The 21,213-nt window shown below is 48.0% G+C and carries 18 protein-coding genes; 1 reads left to right on the top strand and 17 read right to left on the bottom strand.

The window, feature by feature from the left end; translation table 11 throughout:
* Window positions 1–321 precede the first annotated feature (321 nt).
* The 17 genes from KKD83_02075 to KKD83_01995 all read right to left on the bottom strand — a co-directional run bounded on the left by KKD83_02075 (window position 322) and on the right by KKD83_01995 (window position 19,656).
* The gene (locus KKD83_02075) at window positions 322–2,421 is read right to left on the bottom strand and encodes a hydantoinase/oxoprolinase family protein (GenBank protein ID MBU2534938.1); all 2,100 of its coding nucleotides are present in this window, start codon (window positions 2,419–2,421) and stop codon (window positions 322–324) included.
* Between the two features lie 18 nt (window positions 2,422–2,439).
* Window positions 2,440–4,191 (bottom strand): hydantoinase B/oxoprolinase family protein, encoded by a 1,752-nt coding sequence (locus tag KKD83_02070; protein ID MBU2534937.1) that lies wholly within the window; start codon window positions 4,189–4,191, stop codon window positions 2,440–2,442.
* Between the two features lie 535 nt (window positions 4,192–4,726).
* Window positions 4,727–5,377, bottom strand: coding sequence for a response regulator transcription factor (locus KKD83_02065; GenBank protein MBU2534936.1), 651 nt, complete (start codon window positions 5,375–5,377; stop codon window positions 4,727–4,729).
* The gene (locus KKD83_02060) at window positions 5,364–7,685 is read right to left on the bottom strand and encodes a GAF domain-containing protein (protein ID MBU2534935.1); all 2,322 of its coding nucleotides are present in this window, start codon (window positions 7,683–7,685) and stop codon (window positions 5,364–5,366) included. The genes KKD83_02065 and KKD83_02060 overlap by 14 nt, the downstream gene beginning before the upstream one ends.
* Window positions 7,686–7,782: 97 nt before the next feature.
* Window positions 7,783–7,935 (bottom strand): CcmD family protein, encoded by a 153-nt coding sequence (locus KKD83_02055; GenBank protein MBU2534934.1) that lies wholly within the window; start codon window positions 7,933–7,935, stop codon window positions 7,783–7,785.
* A 30-nt stretch (window positions 7,936–7,965) separates the two neighbouring features.
* Window positions 7,966–8,643, bottom strand: a complete 678-nt coding sequence (gene ccsA, locus KKD83_02050; GenBank protein MBU2534933.1) for a cytochrome c biogenesis protein CcsA — start codon at window positions 8,641–8,643, stop codon at window positions 7,966–7,968.
* A gap of 12 nt (window positions 8,644–8,655) precedes the next feature.
* Window positions 8,656–9,327 (bottom strand): heme exporter protein CcmB, encoded by a 672-nt coding sequence (locus KKD83_02045; protein MBU2534932.1) that lies wholly within the window; start codon window positions 9,325–9,327, stop codon window positions 8,656–8,658.
* On the bottom strand, window positions 9,324–10,061 hold the full coding sequence (ccmA, locus tag KKD83_02040; GenBank protein MBU2534931.1) for a heme ABC exporter ATP-binding protein CcmA: 738 nt from the start codon (window positions 10,059–10,061) through the stop codon (window positions 9,324–9,326). The genes KKD83_02045 and ccmA overlap by 4 nt, the downstream gene beginning before the upstream one ends.
* Window positions 10,061–11,200, bottom strand: a complete 1,140-nt coding sequence (locus KKD83_02035; protein MBU2534930.1) for a DUF2207 domain-containing protein — start codon at window positions 11,198–11,200, stop codon at window positions 10,061–10,063. Before KKD83_02035 ends, ccmA begins: the two co-directional genes overlap by 1 nt.
* Window positions 11,201–11,234: 34 nt before the next feature.
* Window positions 11,235–13,352, bottom strand: a complete 2,118-nt coding sequence (ccsA, locus tag KKD83_02030) for a cytochrome c biogenesis protein CcsA (protein MBU2534929.1) — start codon at window positions 13,350–13,352, stop codon at window positions 11,235–11,237.
* A 23-nt stretch (window positions 13,353–13,375) separates the two neighbouring features.
* Window positions 13,376–13,771, bottom strand: coding sequence for a cytochrome c maturation protein CcmE (locus tag KKD83_02025; GenBank protein ID MBU2534928.1), 396 nt, complete (start codon window positions 13,769–13,771; stop codon window positions 13,376–13,378).
* An 86-nt stretch (window positions 13,772–13,857) separates the two neighbouring features.
* Window positions 13,858–14,145, bottom strand: coding sequence for a hypothetical protein (locus KKD83_02020; GenBank protein MBU2534927.1), 288 nt, complete (start codon window positions 14,143–14,145; stop codon window positions 13,858–13,860).
* A gap of 117 nt (window positions 14,146–14,262) precedes the next feature.
* Window positions 14,263–16,557 carry a hypothetical protein gene (locus tag KKD83_02015; GenBank protein ID MBU2534926.1) on the bottom strand — a complete coding sequence of 765 codons (2,295 nt, stop codon included), beginning with the start codon at window positions 16,555–16,557 and terminating at the stop codon, window positions 14,263–14,265.
* A 135-nt stretch (window positions 16,558–16,692) separates the two neighbouring features.
* Window positions 16,693–17,808 (bottom strand): NapC/NirT family cytochrome c, encoded by a 1,116-nt coding sequence (locus tag KKD83_02010; GenBank protein MBU2534925.1) that lies wholly within the window; start codon window positions 17,806–17,808, stop codon window positions 16,693–16,695.
* A complete protein-coding gene (locus KKD83_02005) occupies window positions 17,805–18,029 on the bottom strand; it encodes a hypothetical protein (protein MBU2534924.1) in 225 nt (74 codons plus the stop codon). The genes KKD83_02010 and KKD83_02005 overlap by 4 nt, the downstream gene beginning before the upstream one ends.
* Entirely contained in the window at window positions 18,026–18,757 is a 732-nt protein-coding gene (locus KKD83_02000) for a cytochrome b/b6 domain-containing protein (protein ID MBU2534923.1), read from the bottom strand. Before KKD83_02000 ends, KKD83_02005 begins: the two co-directional genes overlap by 4 nt.
* 2 nt (window positions 18,758–18,759) lie before the next feature.
* Entirely contained in the window at window positions 18,760–19,656 is an 897-nt protein-coding gene (locus tag KKD83_01995) for a hypothetical protein (protein ID MBU2534922.1), read from the bottom strand.
* Window positions 19,657–20,012: 356 nt separating this feature from the next.
* Between KKD83_01995 and KKD83_01990 the strand changes: the two genes are divergently transcribed.
* Window positions 20,013–20,663: a response regulator transcription factor gene (locus KKD83_01990; GenBank protein ID MBU2534921.1), complete on the top strand. Its 651-nt coding sequence runs from the start codon at window positions 20,013–20,015 to the stop codon at window positions 20,661–20,663.
* The last annotated feature ends 550 nt before the right edge of the window (window positions 20,664–21,213 follow it).

The raw sequence follows: 21,213 nt of genomic DNA, 5'->3' as shown, positions 1-21,213 counted from the left end.
ATAGAAACCTTCATTGTTGAAAGCTCTCACCCCCTTTATATTTAATATTGGTTATCTCGTCTCAGGGAGATGACATTCAGTCAGCGTGGTCGGTGTGTGGTACAGAGTAGCGTTGAATACAGTGGCTTTCCAGTAGGTCTTCATTATCTGGCTCAATTATGAAACCAGTCCGTTCTAACAAAAATATAGCATTTTACGTTTATTGTCAATACGTTAAATGCCCCATTTCAATTTTTTTTCCATTGGTACAAGTCGTAAGGTTTCTCAAATCATCATCACTGCCCTTTGTGACGGTACCGCGGAAAACTTCGCGGTCTCTCTTTAGATAAGGGTCAGTATCAGGTTTCCGTAACTATCGACTTCAGCCTGGTAGCCCGGATGGATTACCGTGGTCGCGTCTTTGTCTTCCACTATCGCCGGGCCCCTTATAACGTTGCCACACGTCAGCCTGTATCTATCGTAGATAGAGCATTCGGTAAAGCCCTCGATTTCAGTAAAATATACTTTTCTTCTGGTCAATAGCGCCGCTTCAGGGCTCGCCTCTCCTCTCTTTAGCTCCCTGAGCTTGGGTTTGGGTATAAGCCCTGTAGCGGACAGCTTCAGGTTAGCAATCTCCACAGGCTCTTCAGGTGCGCAGTGTCCGTAAGCCCTCTCATGCTCCTTATGGAACAGAGCAGTTATCTCCGCCATATCATTCACGGTTATCTCTTTGCCCGGCACCGGTATCGTCAGTTCATAGGACTGGCCGACATATCTCATATCCATAAACTTCGAGGAAAGCATATCCTCTTCCTTCACACCTTCCTGAATCAGCAGGCCTCTCCCCTGAGCTTCAAAGTCGCTGTAGATTCTGTTCACCTTATCGAGGTCGATTCTATCCACTCGACAAATGTAGGTCATCACGTAATCGTGCCTCAGGTCGGTCATAAGCAGACCCTGCGCGGAAGTTATACCCGGGTTCAGGGGAACAATCACCGTTGGAATCTGAAGCTCTCTAACAATATCGTTGACATGCATAGGCCCGGCCCCGCCGAAAGCTATCAACACATATTCACGAGGGTCGTAGCCTCTTTCCACCGACACAATCCTCAGGGCCCGAATCATGTTAGCGTTGGCTATCTCAACTATACCGGCAGCTGTGGTGACCACATCCTTGCCCAGGGCCTTGGCGCAGTGCTCTTCGAGAGCTTTTTCAGCTGCCGTCTTGTCAAGCTTCATCTCTCCGCCAAGGAAGTAGTCAGGGTCTATTCTGCCCAGGACAACATTGGCATCGGTTACCGTAGGCAGGGTACCGCCGGTCATGTAGCACGCTGGGCCGGGTTCGGCGCCAGCGCTTCGAGGGCCCACCCTCAAAGTGCCACCGGTATCTATCCAGGCGATACTCCCCCCTCCAGCGCCTATTTCAACAAGGTCGATGACGGGAGTTTGCAGCGGGTAACCCGAACCCTTCCTGCCATGGGCATCGGGGGTGATGGCTGCGCTTCCTACCTCATAGTTCGCCGCGAGCTTCGGTCGGCCGCGCTCCACAAGACCGGCTTTAGCCGTGGTACCGCCCATATCGAAGGATATCACTTCTGAATACCCGAGCAGGGTCCCCAAAGCTGATGCTGCGATTACCCCTGCCGCCGGACCTGATTCGACCATTGCAGCGGGCTTATCCCTGGCTACGTTACCCGTCATAACGCCCCCTCCAGACTGCATCACGTAGAGGCCTGATTTGAAGCCTCTCGCAGCGATTTCCTTCTGGAGATTGTCCACATATCTGGCGATTATCGGCATAAGTGCCGCGTTGATGACCGTGGTGCTGGCCCGGAAATACTCCCGAAACTCAGGATTTATCTCCGAGGAGAGGGTCAGATAAACTTCAGGAAACTCCTCTCGAATTATCTCGCCCGTCCTCTTTTCATGTGAAGGATTAATGTATGAATGGAGGAAGCATACCGCTATGGCTTCAACACCGGTTTTCCTGATTTGCTTTACGGTCTGCCTGACCTCCTCTTCATTCAAAGGCTGGAGTACCTCACCCTCAGGCGTCATTCTCTCGGTCACTTCATAGCATAAGTATCTGGGGATAAGCGGTGCCGGCTTGTCGAAGAAGAGGTCATAGAGAGAGGGCCTGATCTGCCTCTGGATTTCCAGAATATCCCTGAAACCTTTCGTGGTGATGAAGGCGCTCTTGGCTACCTTGTTCTCAATAATGGCATTCGTAGCGACAGTAGTCGCATGAACTATCTGTGCTATCTCCTCCGGGTTGATGACGGCTTCAGAAACCAGCCTTTCGATAGCGTGCAGAAAGCCTATCGAAGGGTCCTGTGGCGTGGTTGAAACCTTTGAGGTTCGAAACTCGCCCGTCCCGAGATTCACGAGAACCGCATCGGTAAAGGTTCCGCCTATATCAACACCAAGCCTATACTGTGCCATTATTAGAGCCTCCTGTTATCATCCCGTCTTCCTTAACTTGGATGTCTCCTGTATATCCACCGTCCAGTTCTCTGGATTTATAACAACCCCGTATACCTCGCGAGCCCTGTCCAGCGAAACCTTCTCACATCTTACATCGTCAAGCACGGCTTCAGGGTCTCTTTCAAACGGGTCTCCGTAGCCGCCTCCTCCAGGAGTTTGCATACTGACGATATCGGTAGGGCTGGTGTAGAAGGTCGATTTGGAGCCGACATCCTTGAAGTTCTCACCTTCAGGGTTCAGGAGGTATCTGGCTACTCTGCCGTCCCGGCCTCCAAATATGCCCCGGGCGGGAAACTTGGCGGTATCGGCAAGTATGGTGACGTTAGCTTCGTGGTCCCGGAACCGGTAGTCTCTTCTTAAGCCCAGGCCTCCCCTGAACTTGCCGGCACCCTCAGAATCGGGGAGCAACTCATATCTCAATATAAGGACAGGATACCCGACTTCAAGCTCCTCAATGGGCGAGTTCTCTGCATTTTGAAGGGCTACCTGGACTGCGTCGACTCCATCCTTGGTTGGCCTGCCTCCAAAACCGCCCCCACAGGTCTCCAGAAACACATAATACTCCTTGCTTCGAGGGTCAACCCCACCGAAGGCTATGTGAAGGATGGTCTTTTTGGTTTCGGCGGGGACCCGGTCGGGCATGGCTTTTGAGAGGGCCCTGAGGACCGCTTCGACGGTCTTCTGCGCGACCTCCCACCCCCCTACCACCGCGCTGGGATAATTACAGTCCACTACGGTGCCTTTGGGCGCGATAACCTTAATCATCCTGTAGAAGCCGTCGTTCATGGGCAGGTCGGAGGGAAGAAGGGCCCGGATGGGGTACATTGCAGCGGAATAGGTCATGGCAAAGGTGCAGTTCATTGGCCCCCTGTGCTGAGGGTCCGAGCCTGTCAGGTCGACGGTCACATCTCCCTTTTTGATGACTACTTTAGCCTTGATACATACCGGCTCATCAGTTATACCGTCGTCATCAACATACGCATCGCCCTCAAACACTCCATCAGGAAACTTTTGGAATTCGTGGCGGACTCTGCGCTCAGTGTATTCATGGAGCTGCTCTATCGCCGTGTTCACCACATCCACACCATACTTATCCAGTATCTCCGCTATCCTTCGTATGCCGAGCTTGTTTGATGCCACCTGGGCCCTGAGGTCACCTGCGGACTCTTTCTTACCACGCACATTCGCGGTGAACCATTTCAGCATGTCCTTGTCGATTTCACCGCGCTTTACAAACTTTACCCCCGGCACGATTATACCTTCCTGAAAGATGTCCGTTGTCATAGCTATACTTCCCGGTGCTCTCCCTCCGATATCAACGTGATGGGCAGCGTTGGCCACGTAGCCGAAGACTTCCCCCTGGTAATGGACAGGGGAAATAAGGCATACATCGTTCAAATGAACCAGTCCGCGGTGCGCATCGTTGACCAGTATCCCGTCCCCAGGCTCAAGGTTCTCTACACCATACTCCTTCAGCACTGCTGGAACAGAAAAAACCAGAGCACCGAGGTGAGAAGGCTGGTCAGAAGCCTGGTCTACCATCTTTCCTTTAGCGTCAAAGAAGGTACATGAATGGTCGCGGCGCGTTTTGATGTTTGTAGAGTATGCTGATCTTGCCAGGGCGGCAGCCATCTCCTCTACGAAGGCGTGCATCAGGTTCCGGATAACTTCGAATTTGATAGTGTCAAGGGTCGGGTGCCTGCTTTCAATTGACTCGACTTCGTTCATAAACGCTCCTTATTTTTTAGCCTTTGAGATAAATACGAGGCTTAACTATATATAATACCGAAAATAGCACTGCCTGTAAAAACCTGTTTGCAGCTTATCAAGTTCGACTTTACTGAACCATAATAAAAGTCCAAACGCAGCGGAAAACAGGTATTTACACATAGACATAAAGGATTATATGACTAGCCTGATGGTCTTCTTGAAATCGCTGACTTTTTACACAGCACGGATACCGTGCCGGTTTCCAATGATAACGAAAAGGGAGCGAATCTTAACTAAATACAGGATTCTTTCGCTTAAAATCTAGGTATAAATGCTATTGCGAGTATTCAATGGAACGGTATAGAATTAAGGCTACTTAAGCGCAAGCAGGAAGCAGAGTAATAAGAGAGAAATCTCTTCGGCCAAGCTCCAGGTCGCAAATACCTCCGGCTTCCTGCTTTCGCTATTATATCCCATTCACTGTGTAAACATCACTAGTGTGCTGGCAAGTATTTAACTGTATTGTAAGCAATGACTTTGAGATTTATGCACCCTATGTATCAATATCGACCAGACCTTTGCGCATAGCGTACTTGATAAGCTCAGTCCGGTTGTGCAAATCCAGCTTTTCCATTATCTTGGTGCGGTGGCCCTGCACCGTCTTCTGACTGATATAAAGAGCTTCCGCAATTTCCCGGCTGGTGCGTCCCTCGGCAATAAGTTTGAGTATCTCCCTCTCCCTCTCAGTTAGACTCTCATATATATCAGGCTGTTCCGCCTGCTTCCGATAATCATCAATCAATGTCCTGGCCGCAGAAGGATACAGAAAGGAATCTCCACTGCATACCGCGCGTATCGCAGATACCAGGTCTGACCCCAGCGCTTTCTTCGGTATGTAACCCGCAGCCCCCACCTTTATCGTCGACAAGATATACTCCTTGTTATCGTGCTGCGTGAGAATGATCACCTTCACCTTCGGGTTTCTCTTGGTCAAGCGATGGGTTACCTCCAGGCCGTCCATCCCCGGCATGGATATGTCCATTACTACTACATCCGGGTTCAATTCCCGTGTCATTTCTAATGCTTCTTTTCCCTCGGAAGCTTCGCCTACCACTTCTATGTCATCATAAATGCTCAGCAAAGCCTTTATACCATCTCGCATTATGGCGTGGTCATCTACCAGTAATATTTTAATCTTTCTCATTATCATCTCCTGTGTTCGTAGGTATATCGATATATACTTCCGTACCTCTGCCGTGACCAGATTTCACGGCAAACTTACCCTGAAAACGTTCCACTCTCTCTCTCATGCCCAGCAACCCCAACCCGCGTGGCCTGTCTTTTGCCGCCAGCGCATCTGCAACATTGAATCCTTTGCCATCATCGCGGATGGAAACCACAATCGAGTTTCTTTTGAAAGTTATAATTACGAAAACATTCTTGGATTCGGAATGTTTTATGATATTGGAGATAGCCTCCTGAGTAACCCTGAAGAGTGCTGTTTCTATGGGAGGAGACAGTCGTTTTTTCCTTCCGGCGGATTGGAAATTAGCATTTATTCCTGTAGCTTCCAGAGTGTCCTCCAGCAGCCATCTCGTTGCGGCAACAAGGCCCAGGTCATCGAGCAGGGTTGGGCGAAGCTCATAGATTAATTTGTGGATATCCTCAATCAACGTGATTGACTGTGACTGAGCCTTGCGTATTAGGTCCTTAACCTCTGTAGCGCCGGTTGGTAACAACTTTGAGGCTGCTTCCAACCTGGCATTCAGGCTGGCCAGGACCTGACTCGTCTCGTCGTGAAGCTCTTGAGCTATTCTCTTTCGCTCCTCCTCCTGAATGGAAAACAGCTCATTCAAGAGCTCGCCACGAACCTCTTCTTTGTATTGCACTTCCTGGTGCAGCCTGGCATTTTCTAAAGCTATGGCAACCTGTCTGGCTACCCCTTCCAGGAAATGAACATCTTCACGGGAGAATTTACGAGTATCGCTGCTCGCGATATTCAAAACCCCCAGAAGCTTATCTTTCGAACACAATGGAGTGCTGGCAAATGCCCGCACACCTTTTCCAAGACTTAAGTCGGCGACAGAAACACGCGCATCTCTGGAGATGTCTTTCAGGACAACGGTACGGTTAAGTTCAGCAGCTCTTCCCGAGATGCCTTCACCCAGGCGGCAGCAATCTTGCTTGTCTTTATCCTCAACTGGTTTACTATCCTTCCAGTAACACAGCATTTGTTTTTCTTCATCCCATAAAAGAATGCTCCAACTATTACGTTTAAGTATCTCCAGCGTCTTGTTTAAAGCGTTGGTTACCGCTGTGCCTATATTTGATAAGTCAGAAAGTGTTGTCAGAATTTCAGACACGGAAAGCAGCGAAGATAATTCCTTGGTTCTTTGCTCCAAGTCGTCGTGTGAAAGCTTTAGTTTTGCTCGCATATTATCAAATGTTTGGGCTAAATCGCTTACTTCATCTTTCCCTGTCATCTGGATAGGGGTACCCAGGTCGCCGTCGGCGATATGCTGCGAAGCAATTGACAGAGACCTGAGTCGATTGGTTACACCGTGCGTCACCAGTACAACGGATAATAATATAACTATGACGAGCCCGGCGCCGGAAAGAAACAAGTTCCGACGTAACTCGTATACGGGGAACAATGCCTCTTCCTCAGATTGGCGGATGATGACTCCCCATTTGGCTGCCGAGACAGGAACGAAGGCCAGTACGTCTCTTCTTTCCACCTTTTGAATCGGTTCATGACAGGTGTGACATAATCCGCGGGTTGGCTTTCCGGCTGCAATAAGTTCAGCGAAATGACCACTGTGGTCGCTTTTCTCAAACGGAGCCAGAGTAGGTCCCGGGTCAGTTCTAACCACTACAATTCCATTCTGGTCAACGACTTCGGTATAGCCTGTCTGTCCGAGTCTGATTGGTTGTATAAAACCGCCGATGCTTGACTTGGCTATATCGATGGCAACAATCAGTGCTCTCCTTAGGCTCTGATGGCCTCCATCGACGGGTGCTGTAATGAGGACGACCGGGATTTCGGTATCCGGCGATAGAACGAGACCTGAAACGACTATATCTCCTGTTTGGAAAGCTTCAATAATAGACGGATACATGGAGACGTGGAAACCATCCGTGTTTCCACCACCGGGCCGACTCCATATAACGTCACCGGTATCATCTATAAAATGGATACTGTGGGCATAAACAGACAGCCGGGAAAATAAATCGCTGAGGTCCTCTACGTGTTTAATCGAGTCGCCATTGAACCCGTTGACTTCTATCAGTTCTGCTGTATGTTCTATTTCATTCTTGATGATTTCCAGTGTCTCATCCAGATAATCAGCTACGAGGCTGGCCGTGGTTACACGGTCCTCGAGCATATTCTCAGTGGCTTCGTTAACGGCACCCAGCCCCAGGAAGCTGAACAGCGCGATGCCAAGTAACAGACCCAATATTGTGAAAATAACAGTCTTTTTTATTAGAGTAAGGCGGCTAATAAATCTCATTATTTCGCTCCATCGATTTGTTTACCGTTACTCTAAATGTGGCCTAAAATGCAATTGCTTTAACTGAATAAAGTGACTGGAAACACTGAAGCTGTTTCTACTGCTTAATGCCCTTCTCTTTTAAAGACTTTTCGAGCGTTTCAATCTCTCGGGATATTTTCTTTTGCCTATTAAATATAACGAATAAGTAACCGATAATCCCTATCCATACAATGAGAAAGGCGGCAAATAAATAACCCATATTCTCCATAATTATTTCTTCTCCTATCACAATTATAAGCTAATTGAGGTACTGTTGTAACTTCTTCAGCCGGTTCTCATTATTTTTCAAGGAAATCTGTTGCATCAAGAGAAGAGAATAGAAAAATGTGAAAGCAATTAAACTGGTAATGAGAGTTAATAGCATGGAAGGAGCCAATCCACCCGCAAAAATAATCCCTCCTGGATGCATTCCTCTCCAGAGAGTGGTCGCCAGAGCAATTATAGGTATATCAATAAAACCTACAATTCCGATAACAGCTGCGAAAGTGGCACCTCGTGCTTCGTCGGCCGTAAACGAACGCACCATGAAATAGGCTACATAAAGCATAAATAGAACCAGCGTGGCGGTTAAGCGCGCTTCCCATGTCCACCAGACTCCCCAGACCGGTTTTGCCCAGATGGCACCAATTAACAGAGCTAGGGCGGTAAACAGAATGCCGATGCTTGCGGAGGAGTGAGCCAGTACATCCCACTTGGAATCCTTGTTAATCAGATAAAGAATGCTGCCGATGAATACTATCAAAAAGGAAAGCAGGGCTAACCACCCCATGGGAACCATAAGATAGAATATCTTCTGGACAATCCCCATTTCTTTCTCAACGGGTACATAAAGAAATATCATATACAACGTGAGAATCATTAAAATTGAGCTTATGCCCAGAAATATATTCCTTACTGTGTTACGCTTTCTATTCATGGTATGACTCCTCTATTCTTCAATAACGTGGTTAAAAATCAAATAAGAGAGCGTAATAAAGATAACATCAAAGGATAACAGTATCAATAACCACGAGTACAATTGGCTCCATGGTTCACCAGCAATAGCCAATCCTGATGCTTTCACGGCACTGATGACGACGGGTACAACTACCGGCAGAAATAGAATTGGCAGCACCAGCTCCCTTGCCCTTGTATTTATGGCAATGGCCGAAAACAGGGTTCCCACAGCTACAAAACCAACCGTGGCCAGTATGACAATGGCAATCAGCTGCAGCGAAATAACATTTACATTGAACAGAAGGGTAAATATGGGAAGGGTAACCATCTCAATGATAAGCATAAAGAGAAGACTGGTTACCATCTTGCCAACATATATAACATCTCGACTGATGGGACAGACCATCAATCCTTCAAGGCAGCCCTGTTCTTTCTCGGCGATAAAGGCGCGATTGAGGCTCAGCACTCCGGCGAAGGTGAAAGTAGCCCATAAAATGCCCGGGGCCATGCTCTTTACCAGTTCATAGTTAGCGCTGCAAGCGAAGTTGAATATAACTATCATCAGTATGGTGAAAACCAGTACAGAAGCGACTACCTCTTTCGTGCGTAACTCCGAAATGGTGTCTTTCCGAACGATGGCCAGGACCTTCCCCCAGAACATCATGATGTGACCTCAATAAAGTGCTGGTATGCCTGCGTCAGGTCTGTTAAATCCATGGAGCTTCTTTCCCGGTCAAAGACAATCTCCCCTCTGGCCAGTATGAGCATGCGGTCGCAGGTTTCAAATCCCCGCGCCAGATTATGCGTGGTATGGATAATAGTATATTGCTCCTCTCCCTCCAGGCGAAGAGCATTCCAGAGCAATGCCGTGGCCTGCTGGTCCAGTCCCGTTTCCGGCTCGTCCAGCAGGATTATCCTTGGCTTGGACAGCAGTAAGCGTGCTATGGAAATTCTTTGCTGCGTTCCGCGGGACAAGGTGCCCACGCGATCATGAATGCGGGATGGTATTCCCACTATATTCAGCACCTCGTGAATGCGTTCCCTGCGGTGGGGTACATCAAACATCCGACTGTAAAAGTCCAGATTTTCGTATGCCGTCAGGTTACTGTACAGGAATGTCTGATGTGTGATTACGCCAACAAGACGTCTGATTTCCTCGGTATTTTTTTGAATATCTCGGCCACCCAACCGGATTTTACCCGAGGAAGGTTTGAGAATGGTGGCCAGTATTTTGATTAACGTAGTCTTTCCGGCACCGTTGGGCCCGAAGATGGCAACGGAATTTCCTGCCGTTATACGAAGGTCTATTCCTCTTAAAGCGGTCCGGGGACCAAAGGATTTGGTAAGACCCTGTATTTCAACTGCCCAATTCGAGGAACTGGACTCACGGCTTGCCATTACTGATTGCCAGCGTTTCCTTTAATACTCTTTGCCGATTGCAGTAACTGCGATTTCTTCTCGGCTCGCAACCGGAGATAGGCCTCTTTATCTATTTTACCATCTTCGAAATCGTTGTCCAGTTGGGCCAGTTCCGTTAAAACTTCCTGGTACGCTTTCTCTTTGCTCTCGAGCGGCACTTCGAGTACTAATTTCCTCCGCCGCAGGATAAAAACAAAGAGGAAACCTCCGCAAAGTATCGCCAGGATTAACGCGAGCCATACTATATCTGCGGAATTACGTGTAATTGGAAGGTCAGATAGCTGAACAGATACCTGTTCTCCCTGGGCGATATTATTACCGGTTAGATGGTTGAAAGTGGCGCTTTCGATAGATAACGGCTCGCCAGCAAATAGCTGCTCACTGGAAATATCAATATTATCTCCCTGGATCAGGAGAGTCAGATTTTTTATAGGATAGTTAACGCCTTCTGAAAATACATATTTCTTTGAGTTAGGGTAAATATGATATGAATATACTATTTCTTTCGGTCCGGGCAAGACTGGCATACTATCGACTATGCCGTTTTCAGTAATGATAATACAGCAGTCCATGAGCCCATGGCTTACTTCTAGTTCAGAGGCACCTTTAGGAAGAGAGAATTTTAATGATTCCCGGATGCTTTCATCATTGGAACTTGTCGTACCAACGTAAGCTTTGTCGGATTCATTGATAAATAATAAGTACTCTTCCACGTGTAAAATATCGGGCTCCACGTAGATTATAATGTGTGCCAGTTCTATCTGAATGGCTTCAGGATTCTCGGTAGCATCATAGACAGTAAGTACGATGGACTTAATAAGATTATCATCATCAAAGACAAGACGCTCACTTCTGTATTCAACTTCTTGGTAATGAATTTCTACATCGTTACTGAGACCGGGCTCCGTTGATATCTCTGAAAAGCGAAAGAAGCCATCGCTATCAGTGGTTGTGGATTCCGTCTCCATCTCTTCATCACCGAGATAAGTTGTCAGGATTACTTCTTGACTATCAACACTGCCACCATTTTCCGTGCCGTTTATTATCTGACCTTCTATCGTGCCTGTACCGGTTTCCGCTGCGGATACTGATGCGGGTGATAGAAGCAGTGAGAACATCACTACTAATAAAATTAAGTGTCTGAGCAATGTCTTAATCACCTCTCAGCTTGGCACCACATTGAGAACAGAAACGACTATTCTCCTGATATTTTCCTCCACAATTCGGGCATAAAAAGCTGCGTTTTCGTCTCAGTTCAAGAACCTTCTTTTCTATTTCTGTTTCAATATCACGTTCTGGTTCTGACACAACGCCGGTTCTTGTCGTCATTCTTTGCCGTTTCCTTGTTGGCCAATAGGCGACTACTCCTCCCAAAGCTAACAGACCACCTCCAACCCATATCCAGATAACCATAGGATTGACCAGCACTTTAAAGGCCGCTGTACCATTTGTGTCCCAGCCGGCCAGTATAACGTAAAGGTCTTCAAGAGGGCTGGAACGAATTGCCACTTCTGTTACCGGCTGCTCATAGTTTCGGTGGAAGTATTTTTCCGGTTTCAATACTCCAATGAAATTTTGATTATGTTGAGCCGAAATAGTGGCGGTTACTATCTGTTTGCTGGCAGTTTCGGAGTAGGCTAAATCCTCATAGGTCAAAGTATAGTTTTTGATTGTTATTGATTCTCCCTGTTGAAGCTCGATTTCCTTTTCCATCGCGAGGAATGATGAGCCAATAACACCGGCGGCTATGAAGGCGATGGAAAGGTGAACGATGTATGCACCGAAGTGAGGGCGATTTCCCTGAAGTAGTTTCCAGAATGCTCTGGCATAGTTCTCCGAACTTGACCTGTGTCGGGCCCTTACTTCACGGCCCCATTCTTTCAGGATAATCAGGAAAGTTAAGAAGCACAGTGATAGGAATATGGTAACGTACCATATCACGTCGATGGCTGCAATAAGTATCACGACAAAAAGCACGGTAGCCAGGAAAGGCCAGAAGAATCTCCGGAGCAGGTTAAGGGCTGAATCCTGACGCCAGCTGATGGCTATGCAAATGCCGGCAAGGAGCACCAGAACCAGGAAAATAGGCCCATTTACACGGTTGAAGAAGGACTCTTCGACCACTATTTTAACGCCTCTTACAGCTTCGGACAGGGCCGGGAATATGGTGCCAACGAGTATTATCAGCGTCGCGCCAACAAGAAGCCAGGTAGCCAACTGAAACGCAAATTCCTTGGAAACGAAAGACTGGGTCTGCATTCTGGCTTTAAGCTCATCTTTATAGTAGTAAATTAATCCGAATGAAATGAGAAAGGCGATGCCCAGAAAAACTAAAAAGAAAGGACCCAGACGGGATTCGCCAAAGGTATGAACAGAAGAAAGGACTCCACTTCTGGTAAGGAAGGTGCCGAAAATGGCCAGAAGGAAAGTCAATACTATTAATGACAGATTCCAGGTTTTCATTACGCCTTTTCTGCTCTGCATTACATTGGAATGGAGAAAAGCGGTCGCTGTTAGCCATGGCATTAATCCGGCATTTTCAACGGGGTCCCAGGCCCAATAACCGCCCCAGCCCAGCTCAACATATGCCCACCAGGCACCTATGATATTTCCTACCCCCAATAAGAGCCAGGATAATAATGCCCATTTTCTTGCTTCTGACAACCAGGTCCCACTGAACTGCCTGGTTAATAAAGCGGCGATAACCAGAGCAAACGGAATTGTAAAGCCGACATATCCCGCTAATAGAGCAGGAGGATGTAATATCATGCCGATATTTTCCAGCATGGGGTTAAGTCCTCTTCCATCTGGAGGGGCCACCTGGAGAGTGCGAAATGGATTTGACACTGCTAATAGCAGGATAAGGAAGAACGCCTGAACAAGCATTATGACAGAAGAGGCATGGGGTAACAGTTCTTCGTTTATATCTTTCTTGCGAAGTAGAAAAATTGTCGCGAAGAGGGAAATGAGCCATGCCCAGAACAGCAGAGAGCCGGCGTTACCAGCCCAGAGCCCGCTCAAAAGATAGAAAAAAGAAGTATCACGGCTGGTGTATGAAGCAACATACTCAATCTGGAAATTGTGGGTGAGAATGGCAAACAGTAAAACCGCTACCGATGCCGAAATAAACAAAAATGCGGCTACAAGGCCATCATTGGCACTTACAACAAGTCTGGATAATTTCTTTCTTGTTCCAATCTGATACGCAATAGCCGAATAGACAGAGGCTAATAATGCCCCCCATAGAAGGACATAGCCGGTTACTGCCATGAATTGCTATCCATTGAAGTGCTCTAATCCCCAGGCTCGTATTTGGAAGGACATTTGGTCAAAATTGTATCTGCCTGGAATACTCCCTCTGAATCAAGGTAACCTTCAATTACGATTTCACGTCCCGCGCCGAAGGTATCAGGGACTATCCCTTGGTAAATGACAGGAAAGCTTTCCCCACCTTCTGTAATTATGAACTCTAATGCAGAACTGCCGGTCGAATTGTGTTCCACAGAGTTAACATCAACCTGCCCATTTACGCGAACGTTAGTATTACGAACGGATTCATCTTGCTCTGTGAGTTCGCTGACCGTGTAATAATAAATGGCCGAACTTTCAAAACCAGTATAGGCGAGATAGCTTACGGCAATAAGTATCAAAAGCCCACTGATAAGGAATTTCTTATTTCGTAGCATCATCCACTCCACCCGGCGACTCAGGCGAGTCTGCGGATATTTACCTAATATATATTGTAAATGCCGAGAAAGTTGTATTCAAATTGAGATTACCCTGCTGCTTCATGGCAGGTTAGACAAAGGTCAATAGTACGTCCAGCGTGGTCTTCCGGTATTGCTGAAGCATCTCCTACTCCCGTTTCATGGCACATGAGACAATTGTCGCGGCCTTCCAATGTGTGTGGGGTAGGGGTTGGCCCTGATGGCGAGGTTGTTGTAGGAGCCGGAGCTGGAGCGGGAGCCGGAGCGGGTTCAGGTTTACCACCGCAGGATGAAATCAGCAATATGCTGATTAAGAGCAGGCTGGCTAATATCCAGAGTACCGATATTTTTTTCATTTACTCCTCCTAAAATGAATTAGACTGGCTGAGAAAACTGGCCATCACACGGTGGGCTGGCAGAGCCTTTAATGGTTGACCCCACCAGCCCACCTGTAACCGCGAAATTAATTTCGTCTATTTCAATGCACTGAGAGAAGCGTTAATCACGTTGAGAGTGAAGCTCGGGTTGTGAACGCCTTCACTGGCATCGCCATGTAGCAGGAAGTAGTTCCAGCCTGACTTGGCGATAATCTGACCCCTATCGGAGCTTAGTATGTTAATCTCAAGCTCCTTTCCAGCTGCATCCTTCATCAAGGTATCCGAGATAATCCTGATGTGCTCATACGTGATACCATCCACTGTGATATCCATAGCCTGGCGGCCATGAGACTCAAGAAGTTCTACGTGACTGATTGAGCTAGCAGCGGTGATATCCACATCAGTATCACCTTCTCCGAACCCTACCAACGTCAAGGTGTTACCTGCGTCAACCTGGGTCCTGATTTCAGCTAGAAGTGCTGCCTCGATGGCTTCCTTGAGCTCCTCCATCTTCCCTTCGGTGGCTTCCATGAGGGTGCCGCCATTGAATTCGCCGTGGCAATCAGCGCATATCTCAAGGCTGGGCTCAAAGGAGTGGTTCGTGCCACCCAGGTTATAGCTGAACTCCGCTGGCGGTGGCGAAAGTACCATGTGACACGTGGTGCAGGTGTTCTCGATGTAGGAATGCGGTGACCGGGCCCCCGTGGTCACGAAGTAGGCATTCTCACCCATCAGGACGTCAGCCTGTGCAGCGACATGCGGTGCGCGGTCGTCCTGTGTGGCCATGGCAATGTCGTTACGCTCACCATTGCGGGTGTTGTGGCAGGTCATGCACAGGGCACCCCTGCCCACGCCCAGTGCCTGGAAACCTGACGGCAGCATAGCCGTGTTACCGGTTACACGCAGGTTCACGTCGTTCGGTTCACCCGTTATATTGCCGACGTCATGGGTGTCATGACAGACGGCACAGGTAACCGGCTCCACGGTGTCGGCGGTCCAGGTAACCTCGGCTTTGAGACTGCCCGAATCACCGGAGTTAAGCTGCGGCAGCCAGGCAAGGAAGCCTTGAGCGGTATGGCAGCGGGCACAACTGGCATTGTCGAAGCGCTCCGTGGCCAGTTCGGTGTTGGCGTGGAGACTTTCTTCCCACTGCTGGTAGCGCCCGTGACGTGCCGGTTCACCGTGACACACCCCGCAGACTTCGGACGAGAGACTTACCCTCTCAGCATCAATCTGGCCATTGCCGTGAAGTGCAGAGTTGTTCGGCCCGTGGCAGCTTTCGCACTGGATGTTGGACAGTTGCGCCGTCTCAGGATAGTCGGCCAGTATTTCGGTCCAGAGGCCAACCTCGCCATGTGGTGGCACGACCCAGCCTTCGGCCTCCTTGGCCTCGTCCCAACCGCCGTTAGCCGCGTCCAGGCTGTAGCCGACAGTATGACAAACGGCACAGCTCTCGCTCCAGTGACCACTTGGGTTATTTATATTTTGAGTGAATATTTCGGCGTGCCCGGATTCCCGCCAGGCGGTGAACTGGTCTTCAGCGATGGTTCCATTGTGGCAGATAGTACAATCATCGGATAAGGGACGGCCATCGCTATTCTGGCCGGTTATGGCTCCTGTCCAGGTTCCGGCGTAAACATTAAGATGGGCGCGACTGGTGCTCTCCCAAAGAACATATTTGCCAGCCACGTCAGGAACAAATGAGGGGTTCTGGCTCGAAGCGTCTTCTAGAGCAGCCGCAGAGCCACTGGGCGAAGACACGGTCCAGCTATATGAGCTCTGTTCTTTGCCGTGGAGAAGAACTGTCAGACCTTTGGGTACATTGGAAATGCCCGGGTTCCACACGTAAGGCAAGTCTGCCGCTACGTTAACCGTATCGCTGTACTCCCCGCCACTTGTCTTTACGGTAACTTTAAATGTTGTTACCTCGGCGGCTTCTAAAGAATGCGGGTTGATTGCCTGAACCGTGAAGCGGTCAACTATGCGGAGACCTCCAATCAGTTCTTCTTTATATGCTGCGGAGTCTCCTAATTTAACCATTGCTGTATCAGAGTCACCGCCGCTGATGCTGGCCTTTACTCCCGAGGTCTGGGCCCACGTATAACTTTCTACTGTGGAGCCATCGTTAACTTCAACATTAACTTTCAGGGTAACCGTATCTCCTGGCTCTCCCGCCTGGTCATCTCCAGCGTTAACGGCTACAGCTACCTCAGGCTCAGCGGGTTCTTCGGTTGGTGCAGCTGGTCCCGGTGGTCCGGCTGATCCCGCTGGTCCAGGCGGTCCCGGTGGTCCGGCTGGTCCCTGCGGCGCTCCGCAGGCTATCAGCGACGTGATCATTAGCAATAAGACTACTCCAAACAACAGGCGTACGGTGACACTGCTAAGCTTCATTATTCGCCCCCTTTCAATTAAAAAACACGCTGAATAATATACATAATTAGTTCGTCATTTTATACTAGCAAACCTGGATAAGAGCGTACTATGAGTACTTATACCTATTTCTTCGGGAAAAATACCCTAATTTAATTATTCCAGCTCGAAGTAATGACAAAAGTCGCAATCGGCGTTGATGACTTCGCCTTCCTTTTCGTCACTAATTGCTTCTACCAACTTGCCGTGACATCTAAAACACCCGGGCGATTCCAGATGACTTGAATTATCGATATAGGTTTCCCATGAGACTTTCATGTGAGGAAATGTAGTAAGTCGGGCAATCTCTTTGACCTCCTCCACGGTCTGTTCGATAACGGTTACTTTTTCGTTATAGATTGTTGTGTAATTAGCACGGTAGAATTCTTTGATATCTTCAGCTCTTGCATTTGCTTCAGCCAGGCTCAAACTGGGCGGTTCCAGAGCCTCAAGCGCTTCCCGTTTTATGTAGGGCAATTCTCTGTCTATCTTACCCTGGGCAAGCGCGGCATCTACCAGTTCTTCAGGAGAATTAAATATATGGGTTGCACGATTGTGGCAATCCATGCAATCCATAAGGCGTCTCTCACCTTCAATAAGCTCGGCAGTTATTTCTGAATGTCTTTGTGGGTCAATATACTCCGTTAGTTGCGCATCTGTATCTTCGACACCAACCCACGCGATTTCTTGTCGTTCTCTATCGAGAGGAACGTACCAGACGCGGGCTGCAATATGCCAGTGGATGTCACGGGCGGTCTCTAACTCCCCTCCACCAACCCTGAGTACCCTTGTATCAACTTGCTCCGTATTTGCCTCATCGATATCATACGTGGTGTGGACACGGACAAGGTCACCGGCAAATCTATCCGGGCGATGACACTGTTCACAGGTTTCACGCGCCGGGCGGAGGTTTTCTACCGGAGTTCGTATTGGGCGGTGATAAATTCCGGCAAGGGTGTTAAATAACATAGGAGTGCCGCTAACTTTTGACCTTACCAGATAATCAGCCCCTGAACCGACATGACACTCGGAGCAGGATACTCTGGAATGTGGGGACGCTTGATGTGCCGTATACTCCGGGTACATTACGTCGTGGCAGAGCCTGCCGCAAAAGGCCGTTGAATCGGTAAACTCAAGCAACTGGTACCCGCCGATTACCAGTAAAATAATTCCGATAGCCCCTGCGGTCATAAGGAAAATCAGTTTTTCGCGATATCGTCTGTACTGTTTCAATTTCCACTTCCGGGTCGGATTTTAAGTATTGCCAGAACGAAGATGATGCCTCCACTGATAAAGAGAACTGGCACCATGGAATAGACAATAACACCAAAAAGGGGGTATTTCTCCGGTAAATCGGAGAAGAGGTTAAATAAAACAACCGCTACAATCAGAACAAAGTTGATAGAAGCGGCTCTTGTAAGCCAATCGTCGAAAATCTCTTTGAGGTACGTCAACTCGCTGTTTCCTGTTCCTTATTGAGTAGTCCTTCGTATTCTAAGAGATGCTCTTCACGATACCGCTCTTTGGAGACTTTACCGGTAAATATGGAAGTGTTTATGGGGAATATCTTTGGTTTAAAGTGGTTAAAAAATATGTGTACCAGAAATATCCAGGTTACAGCAAGTATGGCCTCATCGCCATGCGCTATGAGAGCGGAGGGGACTATCCAGCCCGGCAGAAACTTGGTAAAGAATACCGGGTACATCATTATGAAGCCCGAGCCAGCCATCACCGGCATGCCCCAGAATATTGCCCAGTAGTCGAACTTTTCCCTCCAGTTGAAGCGGTCAAATTCAGGTTTCCCTTTTCTGAATCCCAGGAAATAGGAGATTTCATGGAAGAATTTAACGAAGTCCTGTGGAAGAGGAATCATTTTAACCGGGAAAGGTCTTTTAAGAATGACCGTTGAATACAAGATGTATACAAGGTGATAAAGGCAAATGATAATGATTACCCAGGCCGCGAAGCGGTGAGCTGCCCTCAAGACTTCAAATCCCCCCCAAAGACCTACCCACCACTGACTGATTGCCCATTCATTAAATTTCTGTGGCAGTCCCGTTACCGCCAGCAATATAAAGCTGGACATTAAGCCGTAATGCTGAACTATTTGATTAATGTCGAAGCGCCTTATTTGTTCTTCTTCAACCCTTGTCAACGCGACCGCGCTTGTTATTGCCGCCATGCTTATTCCCTCCACCGGTTAATTGAAAACCTTACGATAGCCATAACAACGATAATAACCGCAAAAGCCACGACTGTGACCAGAAGGATAGTAAAGAACCTCTCGGTATAATATGCTGCGCCTACATTCTGAGGTGAAGCTTCTTTGTGACCGAGGAAACTCCTGGCGAATTCAACACCTGCTCCTGGATGACATTGTTCGCAGGTAACGGCCAAATTTTCCAACCCGGCTACCGGGGAGCTGGGGTCTTGAGCGCTCTTGATGTCATGAACCCCGTGACAGTTAGTACAGGTTGCTTTATCAAGCTGAGTTACTTCATATGTACCGAGTTGGATTGCCTTGCCATGGAAGCTCCGCATATAGGATTCATATACCTTTTCTACAATACCGTAGTCCGCCATAAGCTCTTTATTGCTATGGCACGAGGCGCAGGTCTGGGCGATATTCTTCTTGTAAGCCGGTGCATTGTATTCCAATACGCGGATAACGCTATGTGGATTATTAGTTGTACTGTGACAGTCTACACAGGTAGCTACATCCGGGTTGCCTTTAGCCAGCTGCTCCCCATGGATACTGCTTTGGTGTAACTTGTATTCGTATTCATGGCAGGTCCCGCATTTTTCGGCGAGAGAAAGCTTGGTCAATGGTGTGTCAACATCGTGTGGATCAGCGGTGTGGCAGGTTGTGCAATCTATAAATCGGTGAGCCGCAGTATTGACAAGTTCTTCACTGACATACAGCGAAACAGTTTTGCCTTCGCCGTTGGCTTTGGTGAGGTTCTCATTGCCATGACACGTAAGGCAATCATTTTCATCAAGAGCATATGAGGTAGAAGAAAAGACAATTAATATACCGATTACTACTACGCTAATGCCTATAAATAGCAACAGTCTTTTCATATCTACTGATTTAACTTTGAATTACTTGGAATGCAATCAAATAATCAATTATATGTTACGCCACCTACCTACTCCTTGAAATAGTATTTTGGCCTATAATTGGATGGTAAAATATCCCTATTTGACTGGGATAAGACCCTAGATATAATGGCTGCCAATGCTATTAGTAGCTTCGCTGTAACGTGGAAGAACTTTTGGAAATCACTTAACAGTTAAATTTGGCAATAACCAATATAGAATGCCTAGTAAAAAATGAGCTTATTTCTTCATCAAATTAGGCAGTAATGCCGATAGATACTTCGGATAGTTTATGGTACTGATTATGTATATCTGGTTGAACGTAAATTGAGGAATGAATGGACAAGATTAAGATATTACTGGTGGATGACCACGCCATAATGCGAGATGGTATAAAGGCTTTGCTGGGCATTTATGATGACATAGAAGTGATAGGCGAAGCTTCCGCAGGAAGAGAAGCATTAGAAATGACACGGGAATTGAACCCAGATGTGGTAATAATGGACATATCCATACCGGGGATGGACGGCCTGGAGGTAACCCATCGCTTGACTAAGAGAAACCCGAAGGTGAAGGTAATCATTCTCACGCAGCACGATAACAAGGAGTATATATTGTCGACGATAAAGGTGGGAGCTGCGGGTTACATACCGAAGAAAGCGCTGGGGTCCGACCTGGTATCCGCGATACGTGCGGTACGCGGGGGAGATTCTTTTCTGTACCCTTCTGCAGCCAGGGCATTGATTGATGATTATCGGAAGCAGGCGGAACAACCTGATATATATGAGAGTCTAACCGAGAGGGAGAGGGAGATACTCAAACTCATTGCCGAGGGACGCACCAGCCGGGAAATTGCGGAAGCTCTTTATATCAGTCAGAAGACGGTGCAGGGCCACCGCACCAAGATAATGGAAAAGCTGGATTTGCACAACCGGACTGAGCTTATCAAATACGCCATGCGCAAAGGTCTGGTCGATTTAAGCAGATAGAGGGTCGGTGGCCGCTCGACCTTCAGCATGACCTCCAAGATAATAGTTCAATTTGCGTTTATTGCTATTTTTCGACTGAATGTTGAGAAGTCTAACGGTAATGTCTCCGGAATCGTCAAAAAGCCCATCAGATGATGAATACCAGGCTTGCTCAAGATACGCTGCTTCATCACCGGGTGCTTTGGACGCACCAACGTCTTCCTGCGTTGATTACCGCCGCAAAGCAGCTGCGGTTCGTGACACACGGTAGCCACAAAGAACGAGGGAGGCAAAGGCGCCTATAAAAGGCATTACGATGATGTACGCCAGTCCCAGCAGGGGGCCTGTTATAGCCGGAAGGGGCGGAGGGGTGCTACTGCGGTCACACCAACGCTTAATCCAAGAGCGTTTGCTCTTTTCCATCGGCCAAGCTCCAAGCCTTAGAATATTAATTTATCAGCGCGTGCGCCGTTTTTCCTGATTTAAGATGCTTTGTTATAAATTAATAAAGGGTAGCAGCCACCGCCATTTTTTCTGCGGACACTACCACCCTTTTTCATCGCCATACACC

Source organism: Chloroflexota bacterium (assembly GCA_018829775.1).
GTDB lineage: Bacteria > Chloroflexota > Dehalococcoidia > Dehalococcoidales > RBG-16-60-22 > E44-bin89.
This window is presented reverse-complemented; position numbering and strand designations above follow the sequence as displayed.